The 23,085-nt window shown below is 66.8% G+C and carries 21 protein-coding genes; 9 read left to right on the top strand and 12 right to left on the bottom strand.

The annotated features are described in order from the left end of the window. Positions 1-19: 19 nt before the first annotated feature. Positions 20-1,006, top strand: a complete 987-nt coding sequence (locus PFX98_RS18510) for an LLM class flavin-dependent oxidoreductase (RefSeq protein ID WP_342399157.1) — start codon at positions 20-22, stop codon at positions 1,004-1,006. A 117-nt stretch (positions 1,007-1,123) separates the two neighbouring features. Next, a complete protein-coding gene (locus tag PFX98_RS18505) occupies positions 1,124-1,381 on the top strand; it encodes a hypothetical protein (RefSeq protein ID WP_285231965.1) in 258 nt (85 codons plus the stop codon). Between the two features lie 13 nt (positions 1,382-1,394). Here the strand turns inward: PFX98_RS18505 and purL are convergent, their stop codons facing one another. Next, entirely contained in the window at positions 1,395-5,408 is a 4,014-nt protein-coding gene (gene purL, locus PFX98_RS18500; RefSeq protein WP_285231964.1) for a phosphoribosylformylglycinamidine synthase, read from the bottom strand. Positions 5,409-5,595: 187 nt separating this feature from the next. Here purL and PFX98_RS18495 point away from each other — a divergent pair, with 187 nt between their 5' ends. Continuing rightward, positions 5,596-6,234 (top strand): class I SAM-dependent methyltransferase, encoded by a 639-nt coding sequence (locus tag PFX98_RS18495; RefSeq protein WP_285231963.1) that lies wholly within the window; start codon positions 5,596-5,598, stop codon positions 6,232-6,234. Positions 6,235-6,242: 8 nt separating this feature from the next. Here the strand turns inward: PFX98_RS18495 and PFX98_RS18490 are convergent, their stop codons facing one another. From PFX98_RS18490 to PFX98_RS18440, 11 genes are all read right to left on the bottom strand, one after another. Continuing rightward, positions 6,243-7,562 carry a TRZ/ATZ family hydrolase gene (locus PFX98_RS18490; RefSeq protein ID WP_285231962.1) on the bottom strand — a complete coding sequence of 440 codons (1,320 nt, stop codon included), beginning with the start codon at positions 7,560-7,562 and terminating at the stop codon, positions 6,243-6,245. 11 nt (positions 7,563-7,573) lie between these two features. Continuing rightward, positions 7,574-8,551 carry a nucleoside hydrolase gene (locus tag PFX98_RS18485; RefSeq protein ID WP_285231961.1) on the bottom strand — a complete coding sequence of 326 codons (978 nt, stop codon included), beginning with the start codon at positions 8,549-8,551 and terminating at the stop codon, positions 7,574-7,576. Positions 8,552-8,563: 12 nt separating this feature from the next. Further along, positions 8,564-9,514: a ribokinase gene (gene rbsK / locus PFX98_RS18480; RefSeq protein WP_285231960.1), complete on the bottom strand. Its 951-nt coding sequence runs from the start codon at positions 9,512-9,514 to the stop codon at positions 8,564-8,566. An 18-nt stretch (positions 9,515-9,532) separates the two neighbouring features. Next, complete coding sequence (locus PFX98_RS18475) at positions 9,533-10,534, bottom strand: LacI family DNA-binding transcriptional regulator (RefSeq protein ID WP_285231959.1); 1,002 nt, start codon at positions 10,532-10,534, stop codon at positions 9,533-9,535. Between the two features lie 203 nt (positions 10,535-10,737). Then, the gene (gltA, locus tag PFX98_RS18470) at positions 10,738-12,048 is read right to left on the bottom strand and encodes a citrate synthase (protein ID WP_285231958.1); all 1,311 of its coding nucleotides are present in this window, start codon (positions 12,046-12,048) and stop codon (positions 10,738-10,740) included. A 36-nt stretch (positions 12,049-12,084) separates the two neighbouring features. Beyond that, positions 12,085-12,375 (bottom strand): FAD assembly factor SdhE, encoded by a 291-nt coding sequence (locus PFX98_RS18465; protein WP_285231957.1) that lies wholly within the window; start codon positions 12,373-12,375, stop codon positions 12,085-12,087. Between the two features lie 22 nt (positions 12,376-12,397). Beyond that, positions 12,398-13,099, bottom strand: a complete 702-nt coding sequence (locus PFX98_RS18460) for a succinate dehydrogenase iron-sulfur subunit (RefSeq protein ID WP_285231956.1) — start codon at positions 13,097-13,099, stop codon at positions 12,398-12,400. Positions 13,100-13,111: 12 nt separating this feature from the next. Then, positions 13,112-14,887, bottom strand: coding sequence for a succinate dehydrogenase flavoprotein subunit (gene sdhA / locus PFX98_RS18455; RefSeq protein ID WP_285231955.1), 1,776 nt, complete (start codon positions 14,885-14,887; stop codon positions 13,112-13,114). Positions 14,888-14,889: 2 nt separating this feature from the next. Next, entirely contained in the window at positions 14,890-15,249 is a 360-nt protein-coding gene (gene sdhD / locus PFX98_RS18450; RefSeq protein ID WP_285231954.1) for a succinate dehydrogenase, hydrophobic membrane anchor protein, read from the bottom strand. Between the two features lie 40 nt (positions 15,250-15,289). Continuing rightward, complete coding sequence (gene sdhC / locus PFX98_RS18445) at positions 15,290-15,733, bottom strand: succinate dehydrogenase, cytochrome b556 subunit (protein ID WP_285231953.1); 444 nt, start codon at positions 15,731-15,733, stop codon at positions 15,290-15,292. 102 nt (positions 15,734-15,835) lie between these two features. After that, positions 15,836-16,591 carry a GntR family transcriptional regulator gene (locus PFX98_RS18440; protein WP_285231952.1) on the bottom strand — a complete coding sequence of 252 codons (756 nt, stop codon included), beginning with the start codon at positions 16,589-16,591 and terminating at the stop codon, positions 15,836-15,838. A gap of 266 nt (positions 16,592-16,857) precedes the next feature. Between PFX98_RS18440 and PFX98_RS18435 the strand changes: the two genes are divergently transcribed. The 6 genes from PFX98_RS18435 (at position 16,858) to acnB (ending at position 23,017) form a co-directional block, all read left to right on the top strand. Continuing rightward, positions 16,858-17,844 carry a malate dehydrogenase gene (locus PFX98_RS18435; RefSeq protein WP_285231951.1) on the top strand — a complete coding sequence of 329 codons (987 nt, stop codon included), beginning with the start codon at positions 16,858-16,860 and terminating at the stop codon, positions 17,842-17,844. 83 nt (positions 17,845-17,927) lie between these two features. Then, positions 17,928-18,926, top strand: a complete 999-nt coding sequence (locus tag PFX98_RS18430) for an HpcH/HpaI aldolase/citrate lyase family protein (RefSeq protein ID WP_285231950.1) — start codon at positions 17,928-17,930, stop codon at positions 18,924-18,926. Positions 18,927-19,047: 121 nt separating this feature from the next. Then, positions 19,048-19,587: a hypothetical protein gene (locus PFX98_RS18425; protein WP_285231949.1), complete on the top strand. Its 540-nt coding sequence runs from the start codon at positions 19,048-19,050 to the stop codon at positions 19,585-19,587. Positions 19,588-19,722: 135 nt separating this feature from the next. Continuing rightward, complete coding sequence (locus PFX98_RS18420; protein WP_285231948.1) at positions 19,723-19,968, top strand: AbrB/MazE/SpoVT family DNA-binding domain-containing protein; 246 nt, start codon at positions 19,723-19,725, stop codon at positions 19,966-19,968. Positions 19,969-19,980: 12 nt separating this feature from the next. Next, complete coding sequence (locus PFX98_RS18415; protein WP_285231947.1) at positions 19,981-20,385, top strand: type II toxin-antitoxin system VapC family toxin; 405 nt, start codon at positions 19,981-19,983, stop codon at positions 20,383-20,385. A gap of 40 nt (positions 20,386-20,425) precedes the next feature. Continuing rightward, positions 20,426-23,017, top strand: a complete 2,592-nt coding sequence (gene acnB / locus PFX98_RS18410; protein ID WP_285231946.1) for a bifunctional aconitate hydratase 2/2-methylisocitrate dehydratase — start codon at positions 20,426-20,428, stop codon at positions 23,015-23,017. Positions 23,018-23,085 lie beyond the last annotated feature (68 nt).

The raw sequence follows: 23,085 nt of genomic DNA, 5'->3' as shown, positions 1-23,085 counted from the left end.
CTGCCGCAAGATGACGCCCATGCACACGCCTCTTTCCATCTTGGATCTCGCGCCCATCGTCGAGGGCAGCGATGCCCGCAGCGCCCTACTCAACAGCCTGGAGCTGGCCCGCCATGCCGAAGCACTGGGCTACCGGCGCTACTGGGTGGCCGAGCACCACAATATGGACGGCGTGGCCAGCTCGGCCACCGCGGTGCTGATCGGCCAGATCGCCGCCGCCACCCGGCAGATCCGCGTCGGCTCGGGCGGCATCATGCTACCCAACCACGCGCCGCTGACCATCGCCGAGGCTTTCGGCACCCTCGCCACGCTCTTCCCCGATCGCATCGACCTGGGCCTGGGCCGCGCGCCCGGCACCGATGGCCCGACCATGCGCGCGCTGCGCCGCCACCTCAGCACGGCGGCCGAAGACCGCTTCCCGGAGGACGTGCAGGAGCTGCAGGCCTATCTGGCGCCGGCCCGCGAGGGTCAGGTCGTGCGCGCCATTCCGGGCCAGGGCACCGAGGTGCCGATCTGGCTGCTCGGCTCCAGCCTCTACAGCGCCCAGTTGGCCGCCTATCTGGGCCTGCCCTTTGCCTTTGCCTCGCATTTCGCACCCGAGCTGCTGATGCAGGCGCTCGAGCTCTACCGCGGCCAGTACCGCCCCAGCGAGCGCCACCCCAGGCCCCATGCAATGGTGGGGCTGAACGTGATCGTGGCCGACAGCGACGCGCAGGCCGCGTATTTGTTCAGCTCGCTGCAGCAGCGCTTCCTGGGCATGGTGCGCGGCCGGCGCGGGCCGCTGCCGCCGCCGGTGGACGATATGAATGCGCGCTGGAACGCGGCCGAGGCGGCCCAGGTGGCGCGCATGCTGGCGGAATCCATCGTCGGCTCGCCCGCCACCGTCAAGGCGGGGTTGGCGGCCACCCAGGCGCGCACCGGCGCCGACGAGTTCATCGTCGCCTGCGCCCTGCACTCGCAGGCCGCACGGCTGCGCTCCTACGAGTTGCTGGCCGGCCTGGCCTAGGGGGCGGGCGCCAGCCGCCGGGCGCCTCTCAATTGCTTACAGCTTGCGCCGCGCATTCGCAGTAGGCTCGCCGCCCAAAGCCGAGTTTCACAGCCGGGACGCCCGGAATGCCCAGACATGCAGATTGCTGCTTATGAATTCATCACGGCCGAAGGTCGCTTTGCGATCAGCCTGCGCCCCTACGGCCGCTGGCGGGTGCGTTGCGCCAGCGGCCTGCTGGACCGCTCCTTCGCCGACCCTGAGGAGGCGCTGGCCGAATTGGCCGCCCATTGGCCGGTGCCGCCGCGCCTGAAGGACTGGACGCCGCTGCCCACGCACAGCGGCGAAACCATGCTGGGCGGGCTCGACCCGCTGGAGCACCTGTCGCCAGGCTAGCCGGCAGGCCGGTTCAACCCAGGGCGCGACGCGCGTTCGCGAACATGCGCGCCCAGGGGCTCGCCTCGCTCTTGTCGCCGCTGGTCCAGCTGAGCTGGATGTTGCGCTGCACGCGCTCCGGATGCGGCATCAGCACGGTGAAGCGGCCATCGGCCGTGGTCACCGAGGTCAGGCCCTCGGGGCTGCCGTTCGGGTTGAGCGGATAGACCTCGGTGGGCCGGCCATGGTGGTCCACGTAACGCATTGCGCGTGCCACCTTGCTGGCCGCTTCTTGAGGGTTAGCGCGCTGCGAGAAATCGGCATAACCCTCGCCATGAGCCACCGCGATCGGCAGGCGGCTGCCGGCCATGCCCTGGAAGAACAGGCTGGGGCTCTCCAGCACTTCCACCATCGCCAGCCGGGCCTCGAACTGCTCGCTCTTGTTACGCGTGAACTTGGGCCAGTGCTGGGCGCCGGGGATGATGGGCGAGAGCGCGGCCATCATCTGGCAGCCATTGCACACGCCCAGCGCGAAGCTGTCGCTGCGCGCGAAGAAGGCCTTGAACTGATCGGCCAGCACCGGGTTGAACATCACCGAGCGCGCCCAGCCCTCGCCGGCACCCAGGGTGTCGCCATAGCTGAAGCCGCCGCAGGCGATGAAGCCCTTGTAGCGGTCCAGCGTGGTGCCGCCGGACTGCAGATCGCTCATGTGCACGTCGTAGGTGTCGAAGCCGGCCCGGGCCAGGGCATAGGACATCTCCACATGCGAGTTGACGCCCTGCTCGCGCAGGATCGCGATCCTGGGGCGCGCGCCCGCCGAGATGAAGGGCGCGGCCACGTCTTCCTTGGGATCGAAGCTCAGGTGCACATGGCGGCCGGGGTCGTCGGCCTGGCCGGCCAGCGCATGCTCGGAATCGGCGCAGGCCGGGTTGTCGCGCAGCTGGGCGACACGCCAGCTGACCTGGTCCCATTCCTTGTGCAGCGCCTCCAGCGCCGCGCCATAGACCTTTTTGCTGTCGCGCCAGACTTCCATCTGGCCGCTCGCATTGGGCTTGCCCACCACATGGCTGTGCTTGGAGAGGCCATGCTTGCGCAGCAACTGCATCACCGCATCGCGCTGGGCGGTGGGCACCTGCAGCAGCGCGCCCAGCTCCTCGTTGAACAGGGCCTTGAGCGTCAGCTCCTCGCGGCGCGCGCTCACCTGGCTGGCCCAGTTCTTGGAATCGCCCACATCGGCGCGGCTGTCGGAGACGCCATCGCCCTCGGTGACCAGCATGTCCACATTCAGGCTGATGCCGCAATGGCCGGCAAAGGCCATCTCGCAGGCGGTGGCCCAGAGGCCGCCGTCGCCGCGGTCGTGGTAGGCCAGCAGCTGGCCGCTGGCGCGCAGCTCGTTCACGGCGGCCACCAGGCTCTTGAGCGCTTCAGCATCGTCCAGATCGGGCACCTCGCCACCGAACTGGCTCAGGGTCTGAGCCAGGATGGAGCCGCCCATGCGCTGCCGGCCCTGGCCGAGGTCGACCAGGATCAGGCTCGTGTCACCAGCCCGCAGCTCAGGCGTGAGCGTGCCCCGCACATCGGCGAGCGTGGCGAAGGCGGTGATGATGAGCGAAACCGGTGCGGTGACCTGCTTGACCGCGCCCGCCGCATCGTTCCAGCGCGTGCGCATCGACAGCGAATCCTTGCCCACCGGGATCGAGATGCCCAGCGCCGGGCACAGCTCCATGCCCACCGCCTTGACGGTATCGAACAGCGCGGCGTCCTCGCCGGGCTCGCCGCAGGCCGCCATCCAGTTGGCGCTGAGCTTGACGCGCTCCAGCTCGATCGGCGCGGCGAGCAGATTGGTGATGGCCTCGGCCACCGCCATGCGGCCCGAGGCCGGGCCGTTGACGGCCGCCAGCGGGGTGCGCTCGCCCATGCTCATGGCCTCGCCGCGGAAGCCCTTGAAGTCGGCCAGGGTGACGGCGCAATCGGCCACCGGCACCTGCCAGGGGCCGACGAACTGGTCGCGATGGTTCAGGCCGCCGACCGTGCGGTCACCGATCGAGATCAGGAAGCGCTTGGAGGCCACGGTCGGGTGGCGCAGCACTTCCACCGCCGCGGTCGCCAGGCTGGCGCCGCCCAGCTCCAGGCGGCCGGCGTCGCGCGCCACGCGCTGCACATCGCGGTGCATCTTGGGCGGCTTGCCCAGCAGCGTCGCCATCGGCATGTCGATGGCGCGGTCTCCTGCCGGGCCGTCTTCCAGCACCAGCTCGCGCTGCTCGGTGGTCACGCCCACCACCGCAAAGGGGCAGCGCTCGCGTTCGCACATGGCGCGGAGGGTCTCCAGGCTCTCGGGCGCGATCGCCAGCACATAGCGCTCCTGGCTCTCGTTGCACCAGATCTCCTTGGGGGCAAGACCTGACTCCTCGAGCGGCACAGCGCGCAGATCGAAGATGGCGCCGCGGCCGGCATCGTTCACCAGCTCGGGGAAGGCGTTGGAGATGCCACCGGCGCCGACGTCGTGGATGGCGAGGATGGGATTGTCGGCACCCAGGCCCCAGCAATGGTTGATGACCTCCTGCACACGGCGCTCGATCTCGGGGTTGCCGCGCTGCACCGAGTCGAAGTCCAGGTCGGCGGTGTTGGTGCCGGCCGCCATCGAGCTGGCGGCGCTGCCGCCCATGCCGATGCGCATGCCCGGGCCGCCCAGCTGCACCAGCAGGCTGCCGGCGGGGAATTCGATCTTGCGGGTGAGGTCGGAGCGGATCGCACCGATGCCCCCGGCGATCATGATGGGCTTGTGGTAGCCGCGCGTGATGCCGTCCACCTCCTGCTCATAGGCACGGAAGTAGCCGCCCAGATTGGGCCGGCCGAACTCGTTGTTGAAGGCCGCGCCGCCGATCGGGCCCTCGATCATGATCTGCAGCGGGCTGGCGATGTGCTCGGGCTTGCCGATGTCCTGCTGCTCCCAGCGCTCGGTGAGGCCGGGCAGGCGCAGATTGGAAACGGTGAAGCCGGCGAGGCCGGCCTTGGGCTTGGCCCCGCGCCCCGTCGCGCCCTCGTCGCGGATTTCGCCGCCGGCGCCGGTGGAGGCACCCGGGAAGGGCGAGATGGCGGTCGGGTGGTTGTGCGTCTCCACCTTCATCAGCACATGCGAGGTCTCGGCGCGCGCCTGGTACTGCGGTGCCTTGTCAAAGCCCGCCGGCATCCAGCGTTCGAGCTCATGGCCTTCCATCACCGCGGCGTTGTCCGAATAGGCGATCACCGTGTGCTGGGGGTGCAGCTTCTCGGTGTTGCGGATCATGCCGAACAGGGACAGGTCTTGCGCCTCGCCGTCGACCGTGAACTTGGCGTTGAAGATCTTGTGGCGGCAATGCTCGCTATTGGCCTGCGCGAACATCATCAGCTCGACATCGCTGGGGTTGCGCTTGAGCCCCTGGAAGGCCGTCACCAGGTAGTCGATCTCGTCGTCCGAAAGCGCCAGACCGAAGGTCTTGTTGGCGGCCTCCAGGGCCGGGCGGCCCGATCCCAGCACGTCAACATGCTCCAGCGGCTGGGCCTCTTTCTCGTCGAACAGATGGGCGGCGGCCGCGCGGCTCAGCAGCACGCTCTCGGTCATGCGGTCGTGCAGCAGCGCGGCGCAGGCCAGGCGTTCGGCCTCGGACAGGGTCTTCACGCCGCCCAGCAAACCGCTCTTGAGCGTGATGCGGTACTCGGTGACACGCTCGACGCGATGGATATCCAAGCCGCAGTTGTGCGCGATGTCGGTGGCCTTGGAGGCCCAGGGGCTCACCGTGCCCAGGCGCGGCGCCACCACGATCAGTTCGCCGTCCTGCGCGCCCTGGTAGGCATCGCCATAGTCCAGCAGGGCCGCCAGCTTGGACTTGACCTCATCGGCCAGCGCTGCATCGCTCCAGACCCAGTGCACATGGCGTGCGGCAATGGCGGTGATGCGCTCGTTGACGGCCTGCAGCCGCGGCAGCAAGGCATTGGCACGGAAGGAGGAAAGAGCGTTGCCGCCCTCGAAGTGGAGCAGATGCTTGGGCTTGGAGGAGGAAGAGGCCATGGGGTCCCGGGATGCGCGCATGCGGCGCTGGAGGTTGCGGTCTCAAGCCTGGTGGGCCTGGCCGTTGAAGCCCGGGATTTTAGCTAGGGTCTGTACCGATACGGCGGAGCCCGCAAAGTTTCACAGCTTGGTGAAATCTTTGCCTGGCATTCACACAGTCTTTTCGCCGTCTCGCGATACTTTGCACATGAACGATCCGCGCCAAATCTGGGACCAGCGCTACGGCCTCGGCCAGGCCAGCCTGGCCGACAACTGGCTGGAGCATTGGGGCGCCGCCTGGCTCGCCCATGCCCATGGCCAGGGCTATCAGGCGCTGGACATCGGCTGCGGCAATGGCCATGAAAGCGCCGCCCTGCTGGCCCTGGGCTGGCAGGTCACCGCCACCGAGATCTCGCCCACCGCCTTGGCGGCGGCCGAGGAACGCAATCCGGCGGCGCGCCACCTGCTCGCCGATGTGCGCACCATGCCCGAGATCGCCAGCGCCAGCATGGACCTGGCGGTGGCCCATCTCTCGCTGCATTACTTCGACCAGGCCGGCAGCCTGCAGGCCTTCGCCGAGATCGCACGGGTGCTCAAGCCCGGTGGCCTGCTTCTGGGCAGCGTCAACGCCGAGGACGACCTCAACTACGGCGCGCCGGCCGACGCCAGCGGCTGGGAGCCGGTCCTGGTGGACGGCGTGCCCAAGCAGTTCTTCACCTCGCCCAAGCTCTTGAGCTGCCTGCGCCAGCACTACGAGTTGCTGGAGCTGCGCAAGTCCATCAGCCTGCGCTACGGCGCGCCCAAGTCGGTATGGGATTTCGCGGCGCGGCGTTTGCCGCCGACTTAGCGTCCGACTTAGCGGCCGGCCTTCATCTGGCCGACGATGTGCTCGGCGCGCTCGATCAGCGCGGCGGTGTCGATGGTGGTGAGCGCCCTGCCCTTGAGCACCTGGCGGCCGCCCACCCAGACGTCGGACACATGCTCGCGGCCGGCCACGTAGACCAGCTGCGCATCGGCGTGGTAGACCGGCCGGCATTCCAGCGCGTCCAGCGAGACCGCCACCACATCGGCCAGCTTGCCGACTTCCAGCGAGCCCAGATCGGCCTCGCGGCCCATCGCCTTGGCGGCCCGGATGGTGGCCATTTCCAGCGCGGTGCGCGCCGAGACGGTGAGCGGGTCGCCCGTCACGCCCTTGGCCAGCAGGGCCGCGGCGCGGATCTCGGCAAACATGTCCTGGCGGTTGTTGGAGGCGGCACCGTCGGTGCCCAGAATCGTGTTCACGCCGGCGGCTTCCAGCGCCTTGATCGGCGCCACGCCCGAGGCCAGCTTGAGGTTGGAGCTGGGGTTGTGCACCAGGTGCACCTTCTGCGCCGCCAGCATCGCGATCTCGGCCTCGGTGAGATGCACCATGTGCACGGCCAGCATGCGCTCGTTCAGCACGCCCAGCTTGTTGAGGCGCTCCAGCGGCCGCATGCCGTATTGCTTCAGGCTGCCGTCCACTTCCTCCTGGGTCTCGTGGATGTGGCAGTGCATCTGGATGTCCAGACGCTCGGCCAGTTCGCGCAGCTTGACGAAGGTCTCATCCGACACCGTGTAGGGCGCGTGCGGCGCGCTGGTCCAGTCCAGCAGCCTTTCGCCCTTGTACTGCTCGTAGGCGGCCACGCCACGGTCGATGTACTCTTGGGCGTTGGCGGCATAGCCGGTGGGGAAGTCGATCACATTGATCGACACGCCGGCGCGGATGCCGGCATCCACCGCGGCACGGGCCATCGCGGTGGGGAAGAAATACATGTCGTTCAGATAGGTCACGCCACCGCGCAGCGCCTCGGCGGCGGAGAGCAGCGAGCCCTGGTAGGTCCAGTCCTCGCTGACCCACTTCTTCTCCAGCGGCCAGATATGGTTGTTGAGCCAGTCCATCAGGGCCAGGTCGTCGGCCACGCCGCGCAGCAGCGACATGGCCGAATGGGTGTGGCCATTGATCAGGCCGGGGATCAGCACATGCTGACCCAGCTCGACGCGCTCGGCATCGGCATAGCGCGCCTCGGCCTCGCCCCAAGGCAGCACGGCGGCGATGCGTTCGCCGTCCATCACCACCGCATGCTGCTCGAGCACGGCGCCGCCAGGAGTCATGGGAAGGACCCAGCGGGCCTTGAGGATGGTTTGCTGCTTGCTCATGATGGGGTCGCTCAGTCGAAAAGACGGGTGAATTCTGACAGCACGCGGGCCGCGTCCACGCGCACGCAGACCTGCTGCGCGGGGCTGTGGGCCCAGGGTGAATCGGGGGCGGCCAGGCCCTGGTGATCCTGGATGGTCTGGCCGCGCGCGATGCCGTCCAGCACCACGCGCACCGGGCCGGCGCGCAGGCCGAAGGCCTCGGGTGCGGCCACGTACACGGCCGCGCTGGCATCGTGCGAGTAGATGCCGCCGATGCCGTCGCGCTCGTGATAGAAATCCTGGTAATGGCGCGTCGCCGCCCAGAGGAAGTCGCCCACGGCGCCCTGCTTGCCGCCACGGCCCTTCAGGGCGGCCAGATCGTCGTGCTTCATCACCACCTCCTGGGTCACGTCGAGGCCGACGATCACCACCGGCCAGGCCGCGGCAAACACCGCATCGGCCGCCTCGGGGTCGTTGATGATGTTGGCCTCGGCCACCGGGCTGACATTGCCGCCATGGCCATGGGTGCCGAAGGCGCCGCCCATCACCACCACCTGCCGCACCTTGGCGGCGATGCCGGGGTCGTGGCGCAGCGCCAGCGCGAGGTTGGTGAGCGGGCCCACGGCCACCAGGGTGATCTGGCCCGGCTCGGCATTGACCATGGCACAGATCAGCTCATGCGCCGGACGGCCATCGACCTCGCGCCGTGGCGCGGGCACCAGCGCGCCCACGCCACCCAGGCCGTCCTCGCCGTGCACATGGGCTGGGAAGGCCTGGTCCTGGCGCGGCCGCAAGGGGCCGGCCGCGCCGGCCGCCACCGGCAGCTCGAGCTCATAAAGCGCCGCCAGCGCCAGCGCATTGCGCGTGGTGGTGGCGACGGCGGCATTGCCGAACACGGTGGTGATGGCGCGCAGCCGGATGGCGGGGTGGCGCGCCAGCACATAGAGCGCCATGGCGTCGTCGATGCCGGGATCGGTGTCGAAGATGACGGATTGGGGAACTGCTTGCATGGCTGAAAAACCTCAGGAGCGCGGCTGCAGCTCGGCTGCGAGTTCGGCACGGCGCGGCATGGCCGTCTGCACGCCGGCGCGGCTCACCGCCAGCGCGGCTGCGGCCTGGCCCAGGCGCACCGCGTCTGCGGGCGCCCAGCCTTCGGCCAGGCCGGTGGCCAGGCCGCCGACAAAGGTATCGCCGGCGCCCACCGTGTCCACCGCGGTGACACGCTGCGCCGGCAGATGTTGCGCGCCTTGTTGCGCACTGCACAGCAGCACGCCCTGGGCGCCCAGGGTGACCACGACCTGGCCCGGGCCACGCGCGAGCAGCGCCTCGGCCGCCGCCCGCACCTGCTCCAGGCTGGCGCTGGGCATGCCCGCCATCTGGCCGGCCTCGGTTTCATTGAGCACCAGCCACTGCGTCTGGGCCAGCAGCTCGGCGTTCACCGGCAGGGCCGGCGCGGCGTTCAGAATGGTTGTCACCCCGGCCGCGCGTGCCAGCGCAAAAGCATGCGCAATGGCGGGCTGCGGCACTTCCAGCTGGGCCACCACCACGCGCGCCGCCTGCAGCACCGCCTTGGCCTGCTCGACGTCGGCCGCGCTCAGCTGCGCATTGCTGCCCGGCACATAGACGATGGAGTTCTCGCCGCCCTGGCTGGCCACCATGATGACGGCGATGCCCGGCAGCGCCGTGGCATCGGTGGCAACCGCCGCGGTGTGCACCCCCTCGGCGCCCAGCGCCGCCAGCAGCTCGGCGCCATGCTGGCGCGTGCCGACGCGCGACACGAAGGCCACCTCGGCGCCCAGGCGCGCCGCGGCCACCGCCTGGTTGGCACCCTTGCCGCCCGGGGCCATCACAAAGGCCTCGCCGACCAGGGTCTCGCCGGGCGCCGGCAGGCGCGGCGAATGCGAGACCATGTCCATATTGATGCTGCCCACCACCACCACGCTGGCGGGCTTGCTGCTTGCTGTTGCAGTCATGAAAAGATTCCTTGGCAATCAGGCGCGCGCGGCGCTGCTTTCGCGCACCACCAGGCGCGGCGTCAGCAACACATCCTTCAGTGGTGCGCCAGGGTTGTCGATGCGGTCCAGCAGCACGCGAGCGGCCTCGCGGCCGAGCTCCTTGATGGAACAACCCACGGTGGTGAGCGCGGGGTAGACGAAGCTGCTCAGCTCGATGTCGTCGAAGCCCACGATGGAGAGTTGCTCGGGCACCTTGCGCCCCAGCTCGGCCGCGGCGCGCAAGCCGCCCATTGCCATCATGTCGTTGCCGGCGAACACGGCCGTGATCTCGGGATGCTTGCGCAGCAGCGCCCGCACCGCCTCGTAGCCGCCGGCGCTGGAGAAGTCGCTCTCCACCAGCCAGCCTTCCTGCGGCGTGATGCCGCGCTCCAGCAGCGCCTGGCGCCAGCCCTCGACACGCTCGATCGCCACCTCGAACTCGGCCGGGCCACTGATGCAGCCGATGTGCCGGTGCCCCAGCTCCAGCAGATGCGCCACCGCCGCATGCGCGCCGGCCTGGTTGTGCACGCTGACGCGGTCGGCGCGTGCGCCGGGCACCAGGCGGTCCACCGTCACCGCGGGCACGCTGGCCAGCTTGAAGATCTTCGCCAGCGAGGCGGCATCGCCGGCCGAGGCCAGCAGCAGGCCGTCGATGCGCTTTTCCAGCAGGGTGCGCATGTACTGCTGCTGGCGCTTGGGGTCGTTGTCGGAGTTGCACAGAAACACCGAATAGCCCGCCAGGCGGCAGCATTCCTCGACGCCGCAGACCAGCTCGGCGAAGAAGGGGTTCTGCACATTCGGCACCAGCACGCCGATGATCTTGGTCTCGCTCTTGCGCAACGAACGCGCCACCGCGCTGGGCAGGTAACCGATCTCCTCCACCGCGGCCAGCACGCGCCGGCGCGCATCGGCGCTCACCGGGCGGGTGTCGTTGAGGACATGCGATACCGTCGTAAAGGACACCCCGGCCAGGGCGGCCACGTCTTTGATCGTGCTCACGGATGCTTGTTGCTCGCTAGGGTCGGATCGATGGATCCAGATTGGCAAACGTTTGCCAGCCTGCGTAGCATAGCCCAAAAAGCCTGATCTACATCAGGCTGGCGCGCCGCCCACACCGGGGACAAACCCAGCAAAAACAAAGCCCCCGAGCAAGGCTGCGGGGGCTGCTGCGATCGGGCAGGCAGGGAGCCTGCCGGCGATCATCAACGCTGGGCGATGGGCTTGACGTTGCGCGAGGTGGCGCCGACGAAGAGCTGGCGCGGACGGCCGATCTTGTACTCGGGGTCGCCGATCATCTCGTTCAGCTGGGCGATCCAGCCGACCGTGCGGGCGAGTGCAAAGATCGCCGTGAACAGCGGCACCGGGATGCCGATGGCGCGCTGCACGATGCCCGAGTAGAAGTCCACGTTCGGGTAGAGCTTGCGGGCGACGAAGTATTCGTCTTCCAGCGCGATCTTCTCGAGTTCCATCGCGAGCTTGAAGAGCGGGTCGTCGTGCAGGCCCAGCTCGTTCAGCACCTCGTGGCAGGTCTCGCGCATCAGCTTGGCGCGCGGGTCGTAGTTCTTGTAGACGCGGTGACCGAAGCCCATCAACTTGACGTTGCTGTTCTTGTCCTTCACCTGCTTGATGAACTCGCCGATCTTGGCCACGCCACCCATTTGCTGGATGTCGCTGAGCATGTTCAGGCAGGCCTCGTTGGCGCCGCCGTGGGCCGGGCCCCACAGGCAGGCCACGCCGGCGGCGATGGCTGCAAAGGGGTTGGTGCCCGAGGAGCCGCACAGACGCACCGTGGAGGTCGAGGCGTTCTGCTCGTGGTCGGCATGCAGGGTGAAGATGCGGTCCATGGCGCGCACCAGCACGTCATTGGGCTTGTAGTCCTCGCAAGGCGTGGCAAACATCATGCGCATGAAGTTGCCGGCGTAGCTGAGGTCGTTCTTCGGATAGATATAGGGCTGGCCGACCGTGTACTTGTAGGCCATCGCCACCATCGTCGGCATCTTGGCGATCAGGCGGATCGCCGCGATCTCGCGATGCTCGGGGTTATTGATGTCCGTGCTGTCGTGATAGAAGGACGACATCGCACCCACCAGGCCGGTCATCACGGCCATCGGATGGGCGTCGCGGCGGAAGCCGCGCAGGAAGAACTGCATCTGCTCGTTGACCATGGTGTGGTTGGTCACGCGCGAGACGAAATCCGCCTTCTGGGTTTCGTTGGGCAGCTCTCCGTACAGCAGCAGATAGCAGGTCTCGAGGTAGTCGCAGTTCACTGCCAGCTGCTCGATCGGGTAGCCGCGGTACAGCAGCTCGCCCTTGTCGCCATCGATATAGGTGATGGTCGAGTTGCAGGAGGCGGTGGAGAGGAAGCCCGGGTCGTAGGTGAACTTGCCCGTCTGCGCGTAGAGCTTGCGGATGTCGATCACATCCGGGCCTACCGAGCCCTTGTAAATGGGCAGGTCCATTTGCGGGCTGCCGTCCGAGAACGACAGGGTGGCTTTGACGTCAGACGGGGTCATAAGTCTTTCCTTGTGACAGCTTTTCGAAAGAATTCACTACTTGGGAACACGCAGCAGCTTGAGCACGGCCCGCACCTCGGGGCGATCCAGTTCGCCCTCGGGCTCCTTGCGGGCCAGGAACAGGTCCATCAGGTCGTTGTCGGCCAGGTCCATCAGAAGCGTCAGGCCCAGGGCCTGAGACTCGGTGAGCGTGGCCTCGTGGCGCACAAAGAAGCGCTCGATGAAAAGGTCATTCTCAAGCAAACCGCGGCGGCAGCGCCACTTAAGTTTGGAGAGAGCTCTCTCGTCGATGAGGGCTTCCATCGGGGCTTCGATGCCGGTACTCATGCTGTGCAGACAATGTTCGCGCTCAGACCGCGCGACGCACCATCAGTTCCTTGATCTTGCCAATCGCCTTGGTGGGGTTCAGCCCCTTGGGGCAGACGTCCACGCAGTTCATGATGGTGTGGCAGCGGAACAGGCGGTACGGATCTTCCAGGTTGTCCAGGCGCTCGGCGGTGGCTTCGTCGCGGCTGTCGGCGATGAAGCGGTAGGCCTGCAGCAGACCGGCCGGGCCCACGAACTTGTCGGGGTTCCACCAGAAGCTGGGGCAGCTCGTCGAGCAGCTGGCACACAGGATGCACTCGTACAGGCCGTCGAGCTCTTCTCGCTCCACCGGCGACTGCAGACGCTCCTTCTCCGGCGGAATGTTGTCATTCACCAGATAGGGCTTGATCGAGTTGTACTGCTTGAAGAACTGCGTCATGTCGACGATCAGGTCGCGCACAACCGGCAGGCCCGGCAGCGGCTTCAGCACGATCGTGGCCGGCAGCGACAGCATATTGGTCAGGCAGGCCAGACCGTTCTTGCCGTTGATGTTCATCGCGTCCGAGCCGCACACGCCTTCGCGGCAGGAGCGGCGGAAGGACAGCGTGGGGTCCACGGCCTTCAGCTTGATGAGGGCGTCCAGCAGCATGCGCTCATGGCCATCGAGCTCGATCTCGATGGTCTGCATATAGGGTTTGGCGTCCTTGTCCGGGTCGTAGCGGTAGATCTGGAAGGTGCGTTTCATGGCTCTAATCCTTTAGAAGGTGCGGACCTTGGGCGGCACCGATTCCACCGTCAGCGGTTGCAGGTTCACGGGCTTGTAGTCGAGGCGGTTGCCTTCGGAGTACCACAGCGTGTGCTTCATCCAGTTGGCGTCGTCGCGGTTAGGGAAGTCGTTGTGCGCATGCGCGCCACGGCTTTCCGGGCGGGCGGCCGCCGAGATCATGGTGGCCTTGGCGGCCTCGATCAGGTTGTCGACCTCCAGGGCCTCGACGCGCGCGGTGTTGAACACCTTGCTCTTGTCCTTCAGGCCGATGCTCTTGACGCGCTCGGCCACTTCCAGGATCTTGCTCACGCCCTCGTTCATCACCGCCTGGGTGCGGAACACGCCGGCGTGCTTTTGCATCGTCGAGCGAATGTCGTTGGCCACGTCCTGCGCGTATTCGCCGTTGGTGGCCGACTCCAGGCGCGCCAGGCGTGCCAGGGTCAGGTCCGCCGCGTCCTTGGGCAGGGGCTTGTGGTTCTTGTTCTTGAGCGCGAAGTCGACGATGTGGTTGCCGGCCGCGCGGCCGAACACCACCAGGTCCAGCAGCGAGTTGGTGCCCAGGCGGTTGGCGCCGTGCACGCTCACGCAGGAGCACTCACCCACGGCGTAGAGGCCGTTGACGATGTCGTTGACCTTGCCATTCTTGGGGATCACCACCTGGCCATGCACATTCGTCGGAATGCCACCCATCTGGTAGTGGATGGTCGGCACCACGGGAATCGGCTCCTTGGTGATGTCGACGTTGGCGAAGTTGTGGCCGATCTCGAACACCGAGGGCAGGCGCTTCATGATGGTCTCGGCGCCCAGGTGGGTCATGTCCAGCAGCACATAGTCCTTGTTGGGACCGCAGCCGCGACCTTCCTTGATTTCCTGGTCCATCGAGCGCGACACGAAGTCACGCGGTGCCAGGTCCTTCAGCGTCGGCGCATAGCGCTCCATGAAGCGCTCGCCATTGCTGTTGCGCAGGATCGCGCCCTCGCCGCGGCAGCCTTCGGTCAGCAGCACGCCCGCGCCGGCCACGCCGGTGGGGTGGAACTGCCAGAACTCCATGTCTTCCAGCGGGATGCCGGAGCGGGCGGCCATGCCCAGGCCGTCACCGGTGTTGATGAAGGCATTGGTGGAGGCGGCGTAGATGCGCCCTGCCCCGCCGGTGGCCATCAGCACGGTCTTGGCTTCGAGGATGTGGATCTCGCCGGTTTCCATTTCCAGCGCAGTCACGCCCACCACATCGCCCTCGGCGTCGCGGATCAGGTCCAGCGCCATCCATTCGACGAAGAACTGGGTCTTGGCCTTGACGTTCTGCTGGTACAGGGTGTGCAACAGCGCGTGGCCGGTACGGTCGGCCGCGGCGCAGGCGCGCTGCACCGGCTTTTCACCGTAGTTGGCGGTGTGGCCGCCAAAGGGGCGCTGGTAGATGGTGCCATCCGGATTGCGGTCGAAGGGCATGCCGAAATGCTCAAGCTCGTACACGACCTTGGGCGCCTCGCGGCACATGAATTCGATCGCATCCTGGTCGCCCAGGTAGTCCGAACCCTTGATGGTGTCGAAGAAGTGATAGTGCCAGTTGTCCTCGGACATATTGCCCAGGGAGGCACCGATGCCGCCCTGCGCCGCCACCGTGTGCGAGCGCGTCGGGAACACCTTGGACAGCACGGCCACGTTCAGGCCGGCCAGCGAGAGTTGCAGCGATGCGCGCATGCCGGAGCCACCGGCGCCGACGATCACCACATCGAATTTGCGCTTTGCGAGCGTCGTTCCAATTTGCATTTTCAAAGTCTCCAAAGCACTTGGACCGCCCAACCGGCGCAAGCCACGAGCCAAACCAGGGTGAAGAGGTGCAGGGCCAGGCGAATGCCCACTGGCTGCACATAGTCCATCCAGATGTCGCGCATGCCCACCCAGGCGTGGTAGGCCAGCGAGATGATGAGGGCGAAGGTCACGACCTTCATCCACTGCTGCGAGAAGATGCCGGCCCAGCGGTCGTAGCCGAGCTCGCCGGGCATCAGCAGCTGTGCCAGCAGCACGACGGTGAACAGCGCCATCAAGAGCGCGGTGGCGCGCTGCGCCATCCAGTCACGCAAGCCGTAATGCGCACCCACGACGATGCGCTTGGATCCAAAAGTACTCATGGTTGTTGTTGCCTCTAGGCTAGAGATCGGTACGGGCCGCTCAGTACAGACCGAACAGCTTGGCACCCAGCAGCGCCGTCAGCGCCAGGCTCACGACGAGCGTGAACACCGCGCTGGACTTGCCGAATTCCTTGCTGACGCTATGGGTGGCATCCATCCACAGATGGCGCAGGCCGGCGATGAAGTGGTGCAGATAGCCCCAGATCAGGCCCAGCGTCGCCAGCTTCACGAACCAGGCGGGCACGAAGCCGATGCCGGCCACGAAGGCATTGGTGAAGGCGCCGTAGGAGATTTCAGACGTCAGACTGTTGTCGAACATCCAGATCACGAAGGGCAGCAACAGGAACATCAGCAGGCCGCTGACGCGGTGCAGGATGGACACGAAGCCCGCCACCGGCAGGCGGTAGGTGCGCACATCCGTGAAGATGTTGATGTTGCGGTAGACCGGTCTTTTGCCGGCCGTGCTGTTGGTGGTGTCCGTCATACCCGACCTTTTGTAATCAACGTGAAACCCAAAGATTTTATTGCAACGCAACACATCCAAAGCTTGTGCGGGGCGTGTTGCGAACCAAACAACGACTCTCGATCAATTCAAATCATTGCGGTAGAAATGCGTAGAAGTGTTGTATAGGCCGCGCCGCAACTCCACCGGTTTGTCGCCGTAGGTGAAGGACAGGCGCTCCACGCTCAGCAGCGGCGTGCCTTCGGCCACCTGCAAGAGCGCAGCAGTCTCGGCGTCAGCCGCCACCGCCCTGATCTTTTCCTGCGCGCGAATCATGTGCACACCAAACTCGGTCTCGAACAAGCCATAGAACGGGCCGCGGTGCTGGCTCAGGCGCTCGGTGGTGAGCCCCTTGAACAAGTTCCCCGGCAACCAGATATCGTCCAGCACCACCGGCCGCCCGGCGCTGTGCAGCAGGCGGCGCACCTCCACCATCGCGTCGCCGGCCCGCATCTGCAATTGCTTGGCAATCCAGGCCGGCGCGCGCTGACGCTTGCAGTCCAGCAACTGGCGCCCCAGGCCCGGATCCTGCCCCTCGTCGGGCATCAGGCGCAGAAAGCGGTATTGCTGCTGCTGCTCGGCATGGGTGGCCACGAAGGTGCCCTTGCCCTGGCGGCGCACCAGCAGATTCTCGGCGGCAAGTTCGTCAATAGCCTTACGCACCGTGCCCTGGCTGACGCCAAAGCGCTGCGCCAGCTCGATCTCGCTGGGAATGCTCTCGCCCGCCTTCCATTCGCCGCCCTGCAGGCCGGCAATGATGAGCCCCTTGATCTGGCGGTAGAGCGGGCTGAATGAGGGCCCCGCCTCTGGGATGGCGGGAGGAATGGGCTGCGCAGGCATGGCCGGCATTGCAGCACAAGCGCGCAGGCCAGTCCACCATCTGACGCCTGCTATCTTCTATAAGACAGATGACTGTCAGATTTGTGCAAAGCAGCACGGATAATCTGCCGTCAAATTGACCCCAGGCAATTGGTCAAGCTCGGGAATGCCCGGAGTCTGGCCTACACTTGGCGCCACTTCGGCGCAGCGCGTTGCCGGCTTGGCGACGCCCTGCGCAAGACCACAGTTTTGATCTGCACCTTCACCAACCTTTCCGGAGATTTCCCATGAGCAAGACTCCCGTTCGCGTTGCCGTCACTGGCGCCGCCGGCCAGATTGGCTATGCCCTGCTGTTCCGCATCGCCTCCGGCGAAATGCTGGGCAAGGACCAGCCCGTGATCCTGCAGCTGCTGGAGATCCCCGACGAGAAGGCCCAGAACGCGCTCAAGGGCGTGATCATGGAACTCGAAGACTGCGCCTTCCCGCTGCTGGCCGGCATCGAGGCCCACAGCGACCCGATGACCGCGTTCAAGGGCACCGACTACGCCCTGCTGGTGGGCTCGCGCCCGCGCGGCCCCGGCATGGAGCGCTCGGAGCTGCTGGCCATCAACGGCGCCATCTTCACCGCCCAGGGCAAGGCCCTGAACGCCGTGGCCTCGCGCAACGTCAAGGTGCTGGTGGTGGGCAACCCCGCCAACACCAATGCCTATATCGCGATGAAGTCGGCCCCGGACCTGCCGGCCAAGAACTTCACCGCCATGCTGCGCCTGGACCACAACCGCGCCGCCTCGCAACTCGCTGCCAAGACCGGCAAGGCCGTGGCGGACATCGAGAAGCTGGCCGTCTGGGGCAACCACTCGCCCACCATGTACGCCGACTACCGCAACGCCACCATTGGCGGCGCCTCGGTCAAGGCCATGATCAACGACGAGACCTGGAACCGCGAGACCTTCCTGCCCACCGTGGGCAAGCGCGGCGCCGCCATCATTGCCGCACGCGGCCTGTCGTCGGCCGCCTCGGCCGCCAACGCCGCCATCGACCACATGCGCGACTGGGCCCTGGGCACCAACGGCAAGTGGGTCACGATGGGCATCCCCTCGGGCGGCGAGTACGGCATCCCCAAGGACGTGATGTTCGGCTACCCGGTCACCTGCGCGAACGGCGAATACAAGATCGTCGAAGGCATCGAGATCGACGCCTTCTCGCAAGAATGCATCAACAAGACCCTCAACGAACTGCTGGAAGAGCAGAACGGCGTCAAGCACCTGCTGTGATGGCATGACGTGATCAGCCAAGGCTGACGCGATACTCCAAGGGTCGGCTATCGCGCCGGCCCTTTTTCATTTCGACTTGCACCATGTCCGCTGCCCTGCATCCCAAACTGGCCCTGTTCGAAGAGGGCGATGCCGCCACCCTGCTGCCCGTGGTGGACCACTATTGCGGTGTCGAGCTGCGCATGCGCAAGAGCCTCGAGTTGCAGGCGCAGATGGGGCCGCTGTTCGACATCACCCTGGATTGCGAGGACGGCGCCCCCATCGGCGGCGAGGCCGAGCATGTGCTGCTGGTATCGGAGCTGCTGAACAGCAACCTGAACCGCCACGGCCGGGTGGGCGCGCGCGTGCATCCGCTGGACCACCCCGCTTTCGAGGCCGATGTGGACGGCCTGCTCGCGCTGGCCGGCGAGCGTCTGGCCTATCTGATGCTGCCCAAGCCGCGCAGCCTGGCCGATGTGCACAAGGCCATTGCCTTCATCGATGACAGCCTGCAGCGCCACGGTGTCGAGAAGCCCCTGCCCGTGCATGTGCTGATCGAAACCCATGGCGCGTTGCGCGATGTGCAGGCGATTGCCGCGCATCCCCGCATCGAATCGCTGTCCTTCGGGCTGATGGACTTCGTCTCCGCGCACCGCGGTGCCATCCCGCGCAGCGCCCTGAGCGTCGAGGGCCAGTTCACCCACCCGCTGGTGGCGCGCGCCAAGCTCGAGATCGCCGCCGCCGCCCATGCCAACGCCAAGACGCCCTCGCACTGCGTGGTGACCGAGTTCAAGAGCGCCCGCGCCATCCTGGCCGCCGCTACGCGCGCGGCGCGCGAGTTCGGCTACACCCGCATGTGGAGCATCCATCCCAGCCAGATCCAGCCCATCATCGACGCCTTCGCACCCAGCGTGGCCGAGATCGACGAGGCCATCGAGATCATCCACGCCGCGCAGGCGGCGCATTGGGCGCCCATCCAGCATCGCGACAGCCTGCACGACCGCGCCAGCTACCGCTACTTCTGGCAAGTGCTGGAGCGCGCCCATCGCACCGGCCAGGCCCTGCCGGCCGAGGTCTGTCGCGCCTATTTCGAAACTTGTTGATACCGCCTTGCTGCGCCACTTACGAATGGCGCACGCTTGAGGCGAGAAATGCAGGGAAACGCTAGGCTGCGGCGGGTCTTGCAGCGCGACAATCAGCGCATCGAACTCCAAGCGTGGTGATATGAAGTCTGCAGCAAGCCAACTCCGCCCCCTCCTCCTTGCCCTCGCCAGCCTGGCCCTGTGCGGCAGCGCCTGGTCGGCCGCCGTGGAGAACCCCAAGCCGCGCAACCGCCTGGCCGCCAAGGTCAAGCCGCAGGCACCGGCACCCGCGGTCGTGGACGAGGACAACACGCCCTTGAACGACGATCAACTCGCCGTAGGCCCGCGCGTGCACAGCGGCGACGCCCAGTGCGAGTTCAACCAGAAGGTGCAGATCACGCCGCATCCCGACAAGCCGGGGCGCTTCCGCCTGCAGTTCGGCAAGCTGGTCTACAACATGACGCCCGAGCCCACCACCACCGGCGCGGTGCGCCTGGAGGACAAGAAGGCCGGCGTGGTGTGGCTGCAGATCCCCGCCAAATCGATGTTGATGAATGCCAAGATCGGCCAGCGCATGGTCGACAGCTGCCAGCACCCCGAGCAGGTGCAGAGCGCCCAGGCCATGGTGGCACCCGACAGCGGCATCGGCATCACCCCCGGCACCAGCCTGCCCAAGAACTGAGGCGCTGCGCCCGCACACCAGGGGAGGCCACCGGCCTCCCCTTTTTCATTGCCGCAGTAGCGCGCTCGGGCTTGGTATGCACACAGAAGTATGTAAAATCAATGCATACTTCGCCGCACATACCGAGGAGTGCCCATGGAAGCCACCGTCGCCGAACGCGGCCAGATCACCCTGCCCAAGGCAGTGCGTGACGCCCTGGGCCTGACCAAGGGCACGACGCTCAAGGTCGAACTCGACGGCGGCCGCATCATCCTGCGCAAGAACGTCGACGACGCCATTTCGCGCGCCCGCGGCAAGTTCAAGCTGGATGGCTTCGCCTCGGTCGACGACGCCATGCGCGCGGTGCGCGGCCGCGCCCCCGGCGATCCGGTGGAGCGCTGAAGCGGCCCGCCCATGATTGCCATCGATTCCTCCGTGCTCGTCGACCTGCTGAGCGACAGCGAACGCGCCGACCTGGCCGAGGCGGCGCTGCGCGAGGCGCTCTCGCACGGGCCGGTGGTGGTCTGCGACGTGGTGGTCTCCGAGATCTGCTCCTCGCTGCACGACGGCGACCAGGCCATGCAGGTGCTCGAAGACATGGGCATCGTCTACAGTGCCGTTGAACAACGCGCCGCCATACGCGCCGGCGAGATGCAGCGCCGCTACCGTGCGCGCGGCGGCGAACGCCAGCGCACCGTGCCGGACTTCATCGTCGGCGCCCATGCCCTGCTGCAATGCAGCGCCCTCATCACCGCCGACGACGGATTCTTCCGCGACTATTTCAAGGGTCTGAAGCTGATCAAGCCCAAGCCGGTCTGAACAGCAGCGCCCATCCCACTCAACGACACCAGGAGTAGCCATGTTGCAAGCCTATCGCCAACACCAAGCCGAGCGCGCCGCGCTGGGCATCCCGCCCCTGCCGCTGGATGCCAAGCAGGTCGCCGAGCTGATCGAGTTGATCAAGAACCCGCCGGCTGGCGAGGGCGAATTCCTGCTCGACCTGCTGACGCACCGCGTGCCGCCGGGCGTGGATGACGCCGCCAAGGTCAAGGCCAGCTTCCTGGCCGCCGTGGCCCATGGCGACCTCGCCGTCGGCCTGATCTCCAAGGCCAAGGCCACCGAGCTGCTGGGCACCATGGTGGGCGGCTACAACGTCAAGCCGCTGATCGACCTGCTGGACGATGCCGAGGTGGCCGGCGTGGCCGCCGCAGGCCTGAAGAAGACCCTGCTGATGTTCGACTTCTTCCACGACGTCGAAGTCAAGGCCAAGGCCGGCAATGCCAAGGCGCTGGAAGTGATCCAGAGCTGGGCCGATGCCGAATGGTTCACCAGCCGCCCCGAGGTCGAGAAGAAGATCACCGTCACCGTCTTCAAGGTGCCCGGCGAAACCAATACCGACGACCTCTCGCCCGCCCCCGATGCCTGGAGCCGCCCGGACATCCCGCTGCACTACCTGGCGATGCTGAAGAACACCCGCCCCGACGCGGCCTTCGAGCCCGAGGAAGACGGCAAGCGCGGCCCGATGCAGTTCATCGAGGACCTGAAGAAGAAGGGCCACCTGGTCGCCTACGTGGGCGACGTGGTCGGCACCGGTTCCTCGCGCAAGAGCGCCACCAACAGCGTGATCTGGGCCACCGGCCAAGACATCCCCTTCGTGCCGAACAAGCGCTTCGGCGGCGTGACCCTGGGCGGCAAGATCGCCCCGATCTTCTTCAACACGCAGGAAGACTCGGGCTCGCTGCCGATCGAGGTCGACGTCAGCAAGCTGGAAATGGGCGACGTCATCGACGTGCTGCCCTATGAAGGCAAGCTGGTGAAGGACGGCCAGACCGTGGCCGAGTTCAAGCTCAAGAGCGACGTGCTGTTCGACGAGGTGCGCGCCGGCGGCCGCATCAACCTGATCATCGGCCGCTCGCTGACCGGCAAGGCACGCGACTACCTGGGCCTGCCCGCCTCCACCCTGTTCCGCCTGCCGCAGGCCCCCGCCGAAACCAAGGCCGGCTTCACGCTGGCGCAGAAGATGGTCGGCCGTGCCGTCGGCCTGCCGGAAGGCCAGGGCGTGCGCCCCGGCACCTATTGCGAACCGAAGATGACCACCGTCGGCTCGCAGGACACCACCGGCCCGATGACCCGCGACGAGCTGAAGGACCTGGCCTGCCTGGGCTTCAGCGCCGACCTGGTGATGCAATCGTTCTGCCACACCGCGGCCTATCCCAAGCCCGTGGACGTGAAGACGCATCGCGAGCTGCCCGCCTTCATCAGCAACCGTGGCGGCGTGGCCCTGCGCCCGGGCGACGGCGTGATCCACAGCTGGCTGAACCGCCTGCTGCTGCCCGACACCGTCGGCACCGGCGGCGATTCGCACACCCGCTTCCCGATCGGCATCTCCTTCCCGGCAGGCTCCGGCCTGGTCGCCTTCGGCGCCGCCACCGGCGTGATGCCGCTGGATATGCCCGAGTCGGTGCTGGTGCGCTTCAAGGGCCAGATGCAGCCCGGCATCACCCTGCGTGATCTGGTGCATGCGATCCCGCTGTACGCCATCAAGGCCGGTCTGCTGACCGTCGCCAAGGCCGGCAAGAAGAACGTGTTCTCGGGCCGCATCCTCGAGATCGAAGGCCTGCCCGACCTGAAGGTCGAGCAAGCGTTCGAGCTCAGCGACGCCTCGGCCGAGCGCAGCGCCGCCGGCTGCACGGTCAAGCTGAACCCCGCGCCGATCAAGGAATACCTCAGCAGCAACATCGTGCTGATGAAGAACATGATCGCGGACGGCTATGCCGACGCGCGCACCCTGCAGCGCCGTATCGAGAAGGTCGAAGCCTGGCTGGCCAACCCCAGCCTGCTGGAAGCTGACAAGGACGCCGAATACGCGGCCGTGATCGAGATCGACCTGGCCGACATCAAGGAACCCATCCTCTGCTGCCCCAACGATCCGGACGATGCCAAGACCCTCAGCGAAGTGGCCGGCACCAAGATCGACGAGGCCTTCATCGGTTCCTGCATGACGAACATCGGCCACTTCCGCGCCGCGGCCAAGCTGCTGGGCGGCCAGCGCGACATCCCGGTCAAGCTGTGGGTGGCACCGCCCACCAAGATGGACCAGAGCGAGCTGATCAAGGAAGGCCATTACGCCGCCTTCGGCACCGCCGGTGCGCGCACCGAGATGCCCGGCTGCTCGCTGTGCATGGGCAACCAGGCGCAGGTGCGTGAAGGTGCCACCGTGGTCTCGACCTCGACCCGCAACTTCCCCAACCGCCTGGGCAAGAACACCAATGTGTTCCTGGCCTCGGCGGAGTTGGCCGCGATCGCCTCCAAGCTGGGCAAGATCCCCAGCGTGAGCGAGTATCACGAGGCCATGGGCGTGGTGAACAAGGACGGCGCCTCGATCTACAAGTACATGAACTTCGACCAGATCGAAGAGTACGCGGAGACTGCCAAGGGCGTCACCGCCTGATCACCATCTGAAGCGCCGCGCTGATCGGTGCTGACAAGCCCGCCCGGGCAACCGGGCGGGCTTTTTTT

This window comes from Paucibacter sediminis (assembly GCF_030254645.1).
GTDB lineage: Bacteria > Pseudomonadota > Gammaproteobacteria > Burkholderiales > Burkholderiaceae_C > Paucibacter_B > Paucibacter_B sediminis.
Note: the sequence above shows the minus strand (reverse complement) of the source record. Positions and strands in the feature narration are given on the sequence as shown.

Excerpts from the sequence above, each read along its gene's own strand:
- PFX98_RS18440 (WP_285231952.1), bottom strand. The coding sequence starts at position 16,591 with ATGCCTGCGCAGCCCATTCCTCCCGCCATCCCAGAGGCGGGGCCCTCA.
- PFX98_RS18435 (WP_285231951.1), top strand. The coding sequence starts at position 16,858 with ATGAGCAAGACTCCCGTTCGCGTTGCCGTCACTGGCGCCGCCGGCCAG.
- PFX98_RS18425 (WP_285231949.1), top strand. The coding sequence starts at position 19,048 with ATGAAGTCTGCAGCAAGCCAACTCCGCCCCCTCCTCCTTGCCCTCGCC.
- PFX98_RS18415 (WP_285231947.1), top strand. The coding sequence starts at position 19,981 with ATGATTGCCATCGATTCCTCCGTGCTCGTCGACCTGCTGAGCGACAGC.
- sdhD (WP_285231954.1), bottom strand. The coding sequence starts at position 15,249 with ATGAGTACTTTTGGATCCAAGCGCATCGTCGTGGGTGCGCATTACGGC.
- PFX98_RS18495 (WP_285231963.1), top strand. The coding sequence starts at position 5,596 with ATGAACGATCCGCGCCAAATCTGGGACCAGCGCTACGGCCTCGGCCAG.
- rbsK (WP_285231960.1), bottom strand. The coding sequence starts at position 9,514 with ATGACTGCAACAGCAAGCAGCAAGCCCGCCAGCGTGGTGGTGGTGGGC.
- PFX98_RS18510 (WP_342399157.1), top strand. The coding sequence starts at position 20 with ATGCACACGCCTCTTTCCATCTTGGATCTCGCGCCCATCGTCGAGGGC.
- PFX98_RS18485 (WP_285231961.1), bottom strand. The coding sequence starts at position 8,551 with ATGCAAGCAGTTCCCCAATCCGTCATCTTCGACACCGATCCCGGCATC.
- acnB (WP_285231946.1), top strand. The coding sequence starts at position 20,426 with ATGTTGCAAGCCTATCGCCAACACCAAGCCGAGCGCGCCGCGCTGGGC.
- sdhA (WP_285231955.1), bottom strand. The coding sequence starts at position 14,887 with ATGCAAATTGGAACGACGCTCGCAAAGCGCAAATTCGATGTGGTGATC.
- PFX98_RS18490 (WP_285231962.1), bottom strand. The coding sequence starts at position 7,562 with ATGAGCAAGCAGCAAACCATCCTCAAGGCCCGCTGGGTCCTTCCCATG.
- PFX98_RS18505 (WP_285231965.1), top strand. The coding sequence starts at position 1,124 with ATGCAGATTGCTGCTTATGAATTCATCACGGCCGAAGGTCGCTTTGCG.
- PFX98_RS18430 (WP_285231950.1), top strand. The coding sequence starts at position 17,928 with ATGTCCGCTGCCCTGCATCCCAAACTGGCCCTGTTCGAAGAGGGCGAT.
- PFX98_RS18420 (WP_285231948.1), top strand. The coding sequence starts at position 19,723 with ATGGAAGCCACCGTCGCCGAACGCGGCCAGATCACCCTGCCCAAGGCA.
- PFX98_RS18465 (WP_285231957.1), bottom strand. The coding sequence starts at position 12,375 with ATGAGTACCGGCATCGAAGCCCCGATGGAAGCCCTCATCGACGAGAGA.
- sdhC (WP_285231953.1), bottom strand. The coding sequence starts at position 15,733 with ATGACGGACACCACCAACAGCACGGCCGGCAAAAGACCGGTCTACCGC.
- gltA (WP_285231958.1), bottom strand. The coding sequence starts at position 12,048 with ATGACCCCGTCTGACGTCAAAGCCACCCTGTCGTTCTCGGACGGCAGC.
- purL (WP_285231964.1), bottom strand. The coding sequence starts at position 5,408 with ATGGCCTCTTCCTCCTCCAAGCCCAAGCATCTGCTCCACTTCGAGGGC.
- PFX98_RS18460 (WP_285231956.1), bottom strand. The coding sequence starts at position 13,099 with ATGAAACGCACCTTCCAGATCTACCGCTACGACCCGGACAAGGACGCC.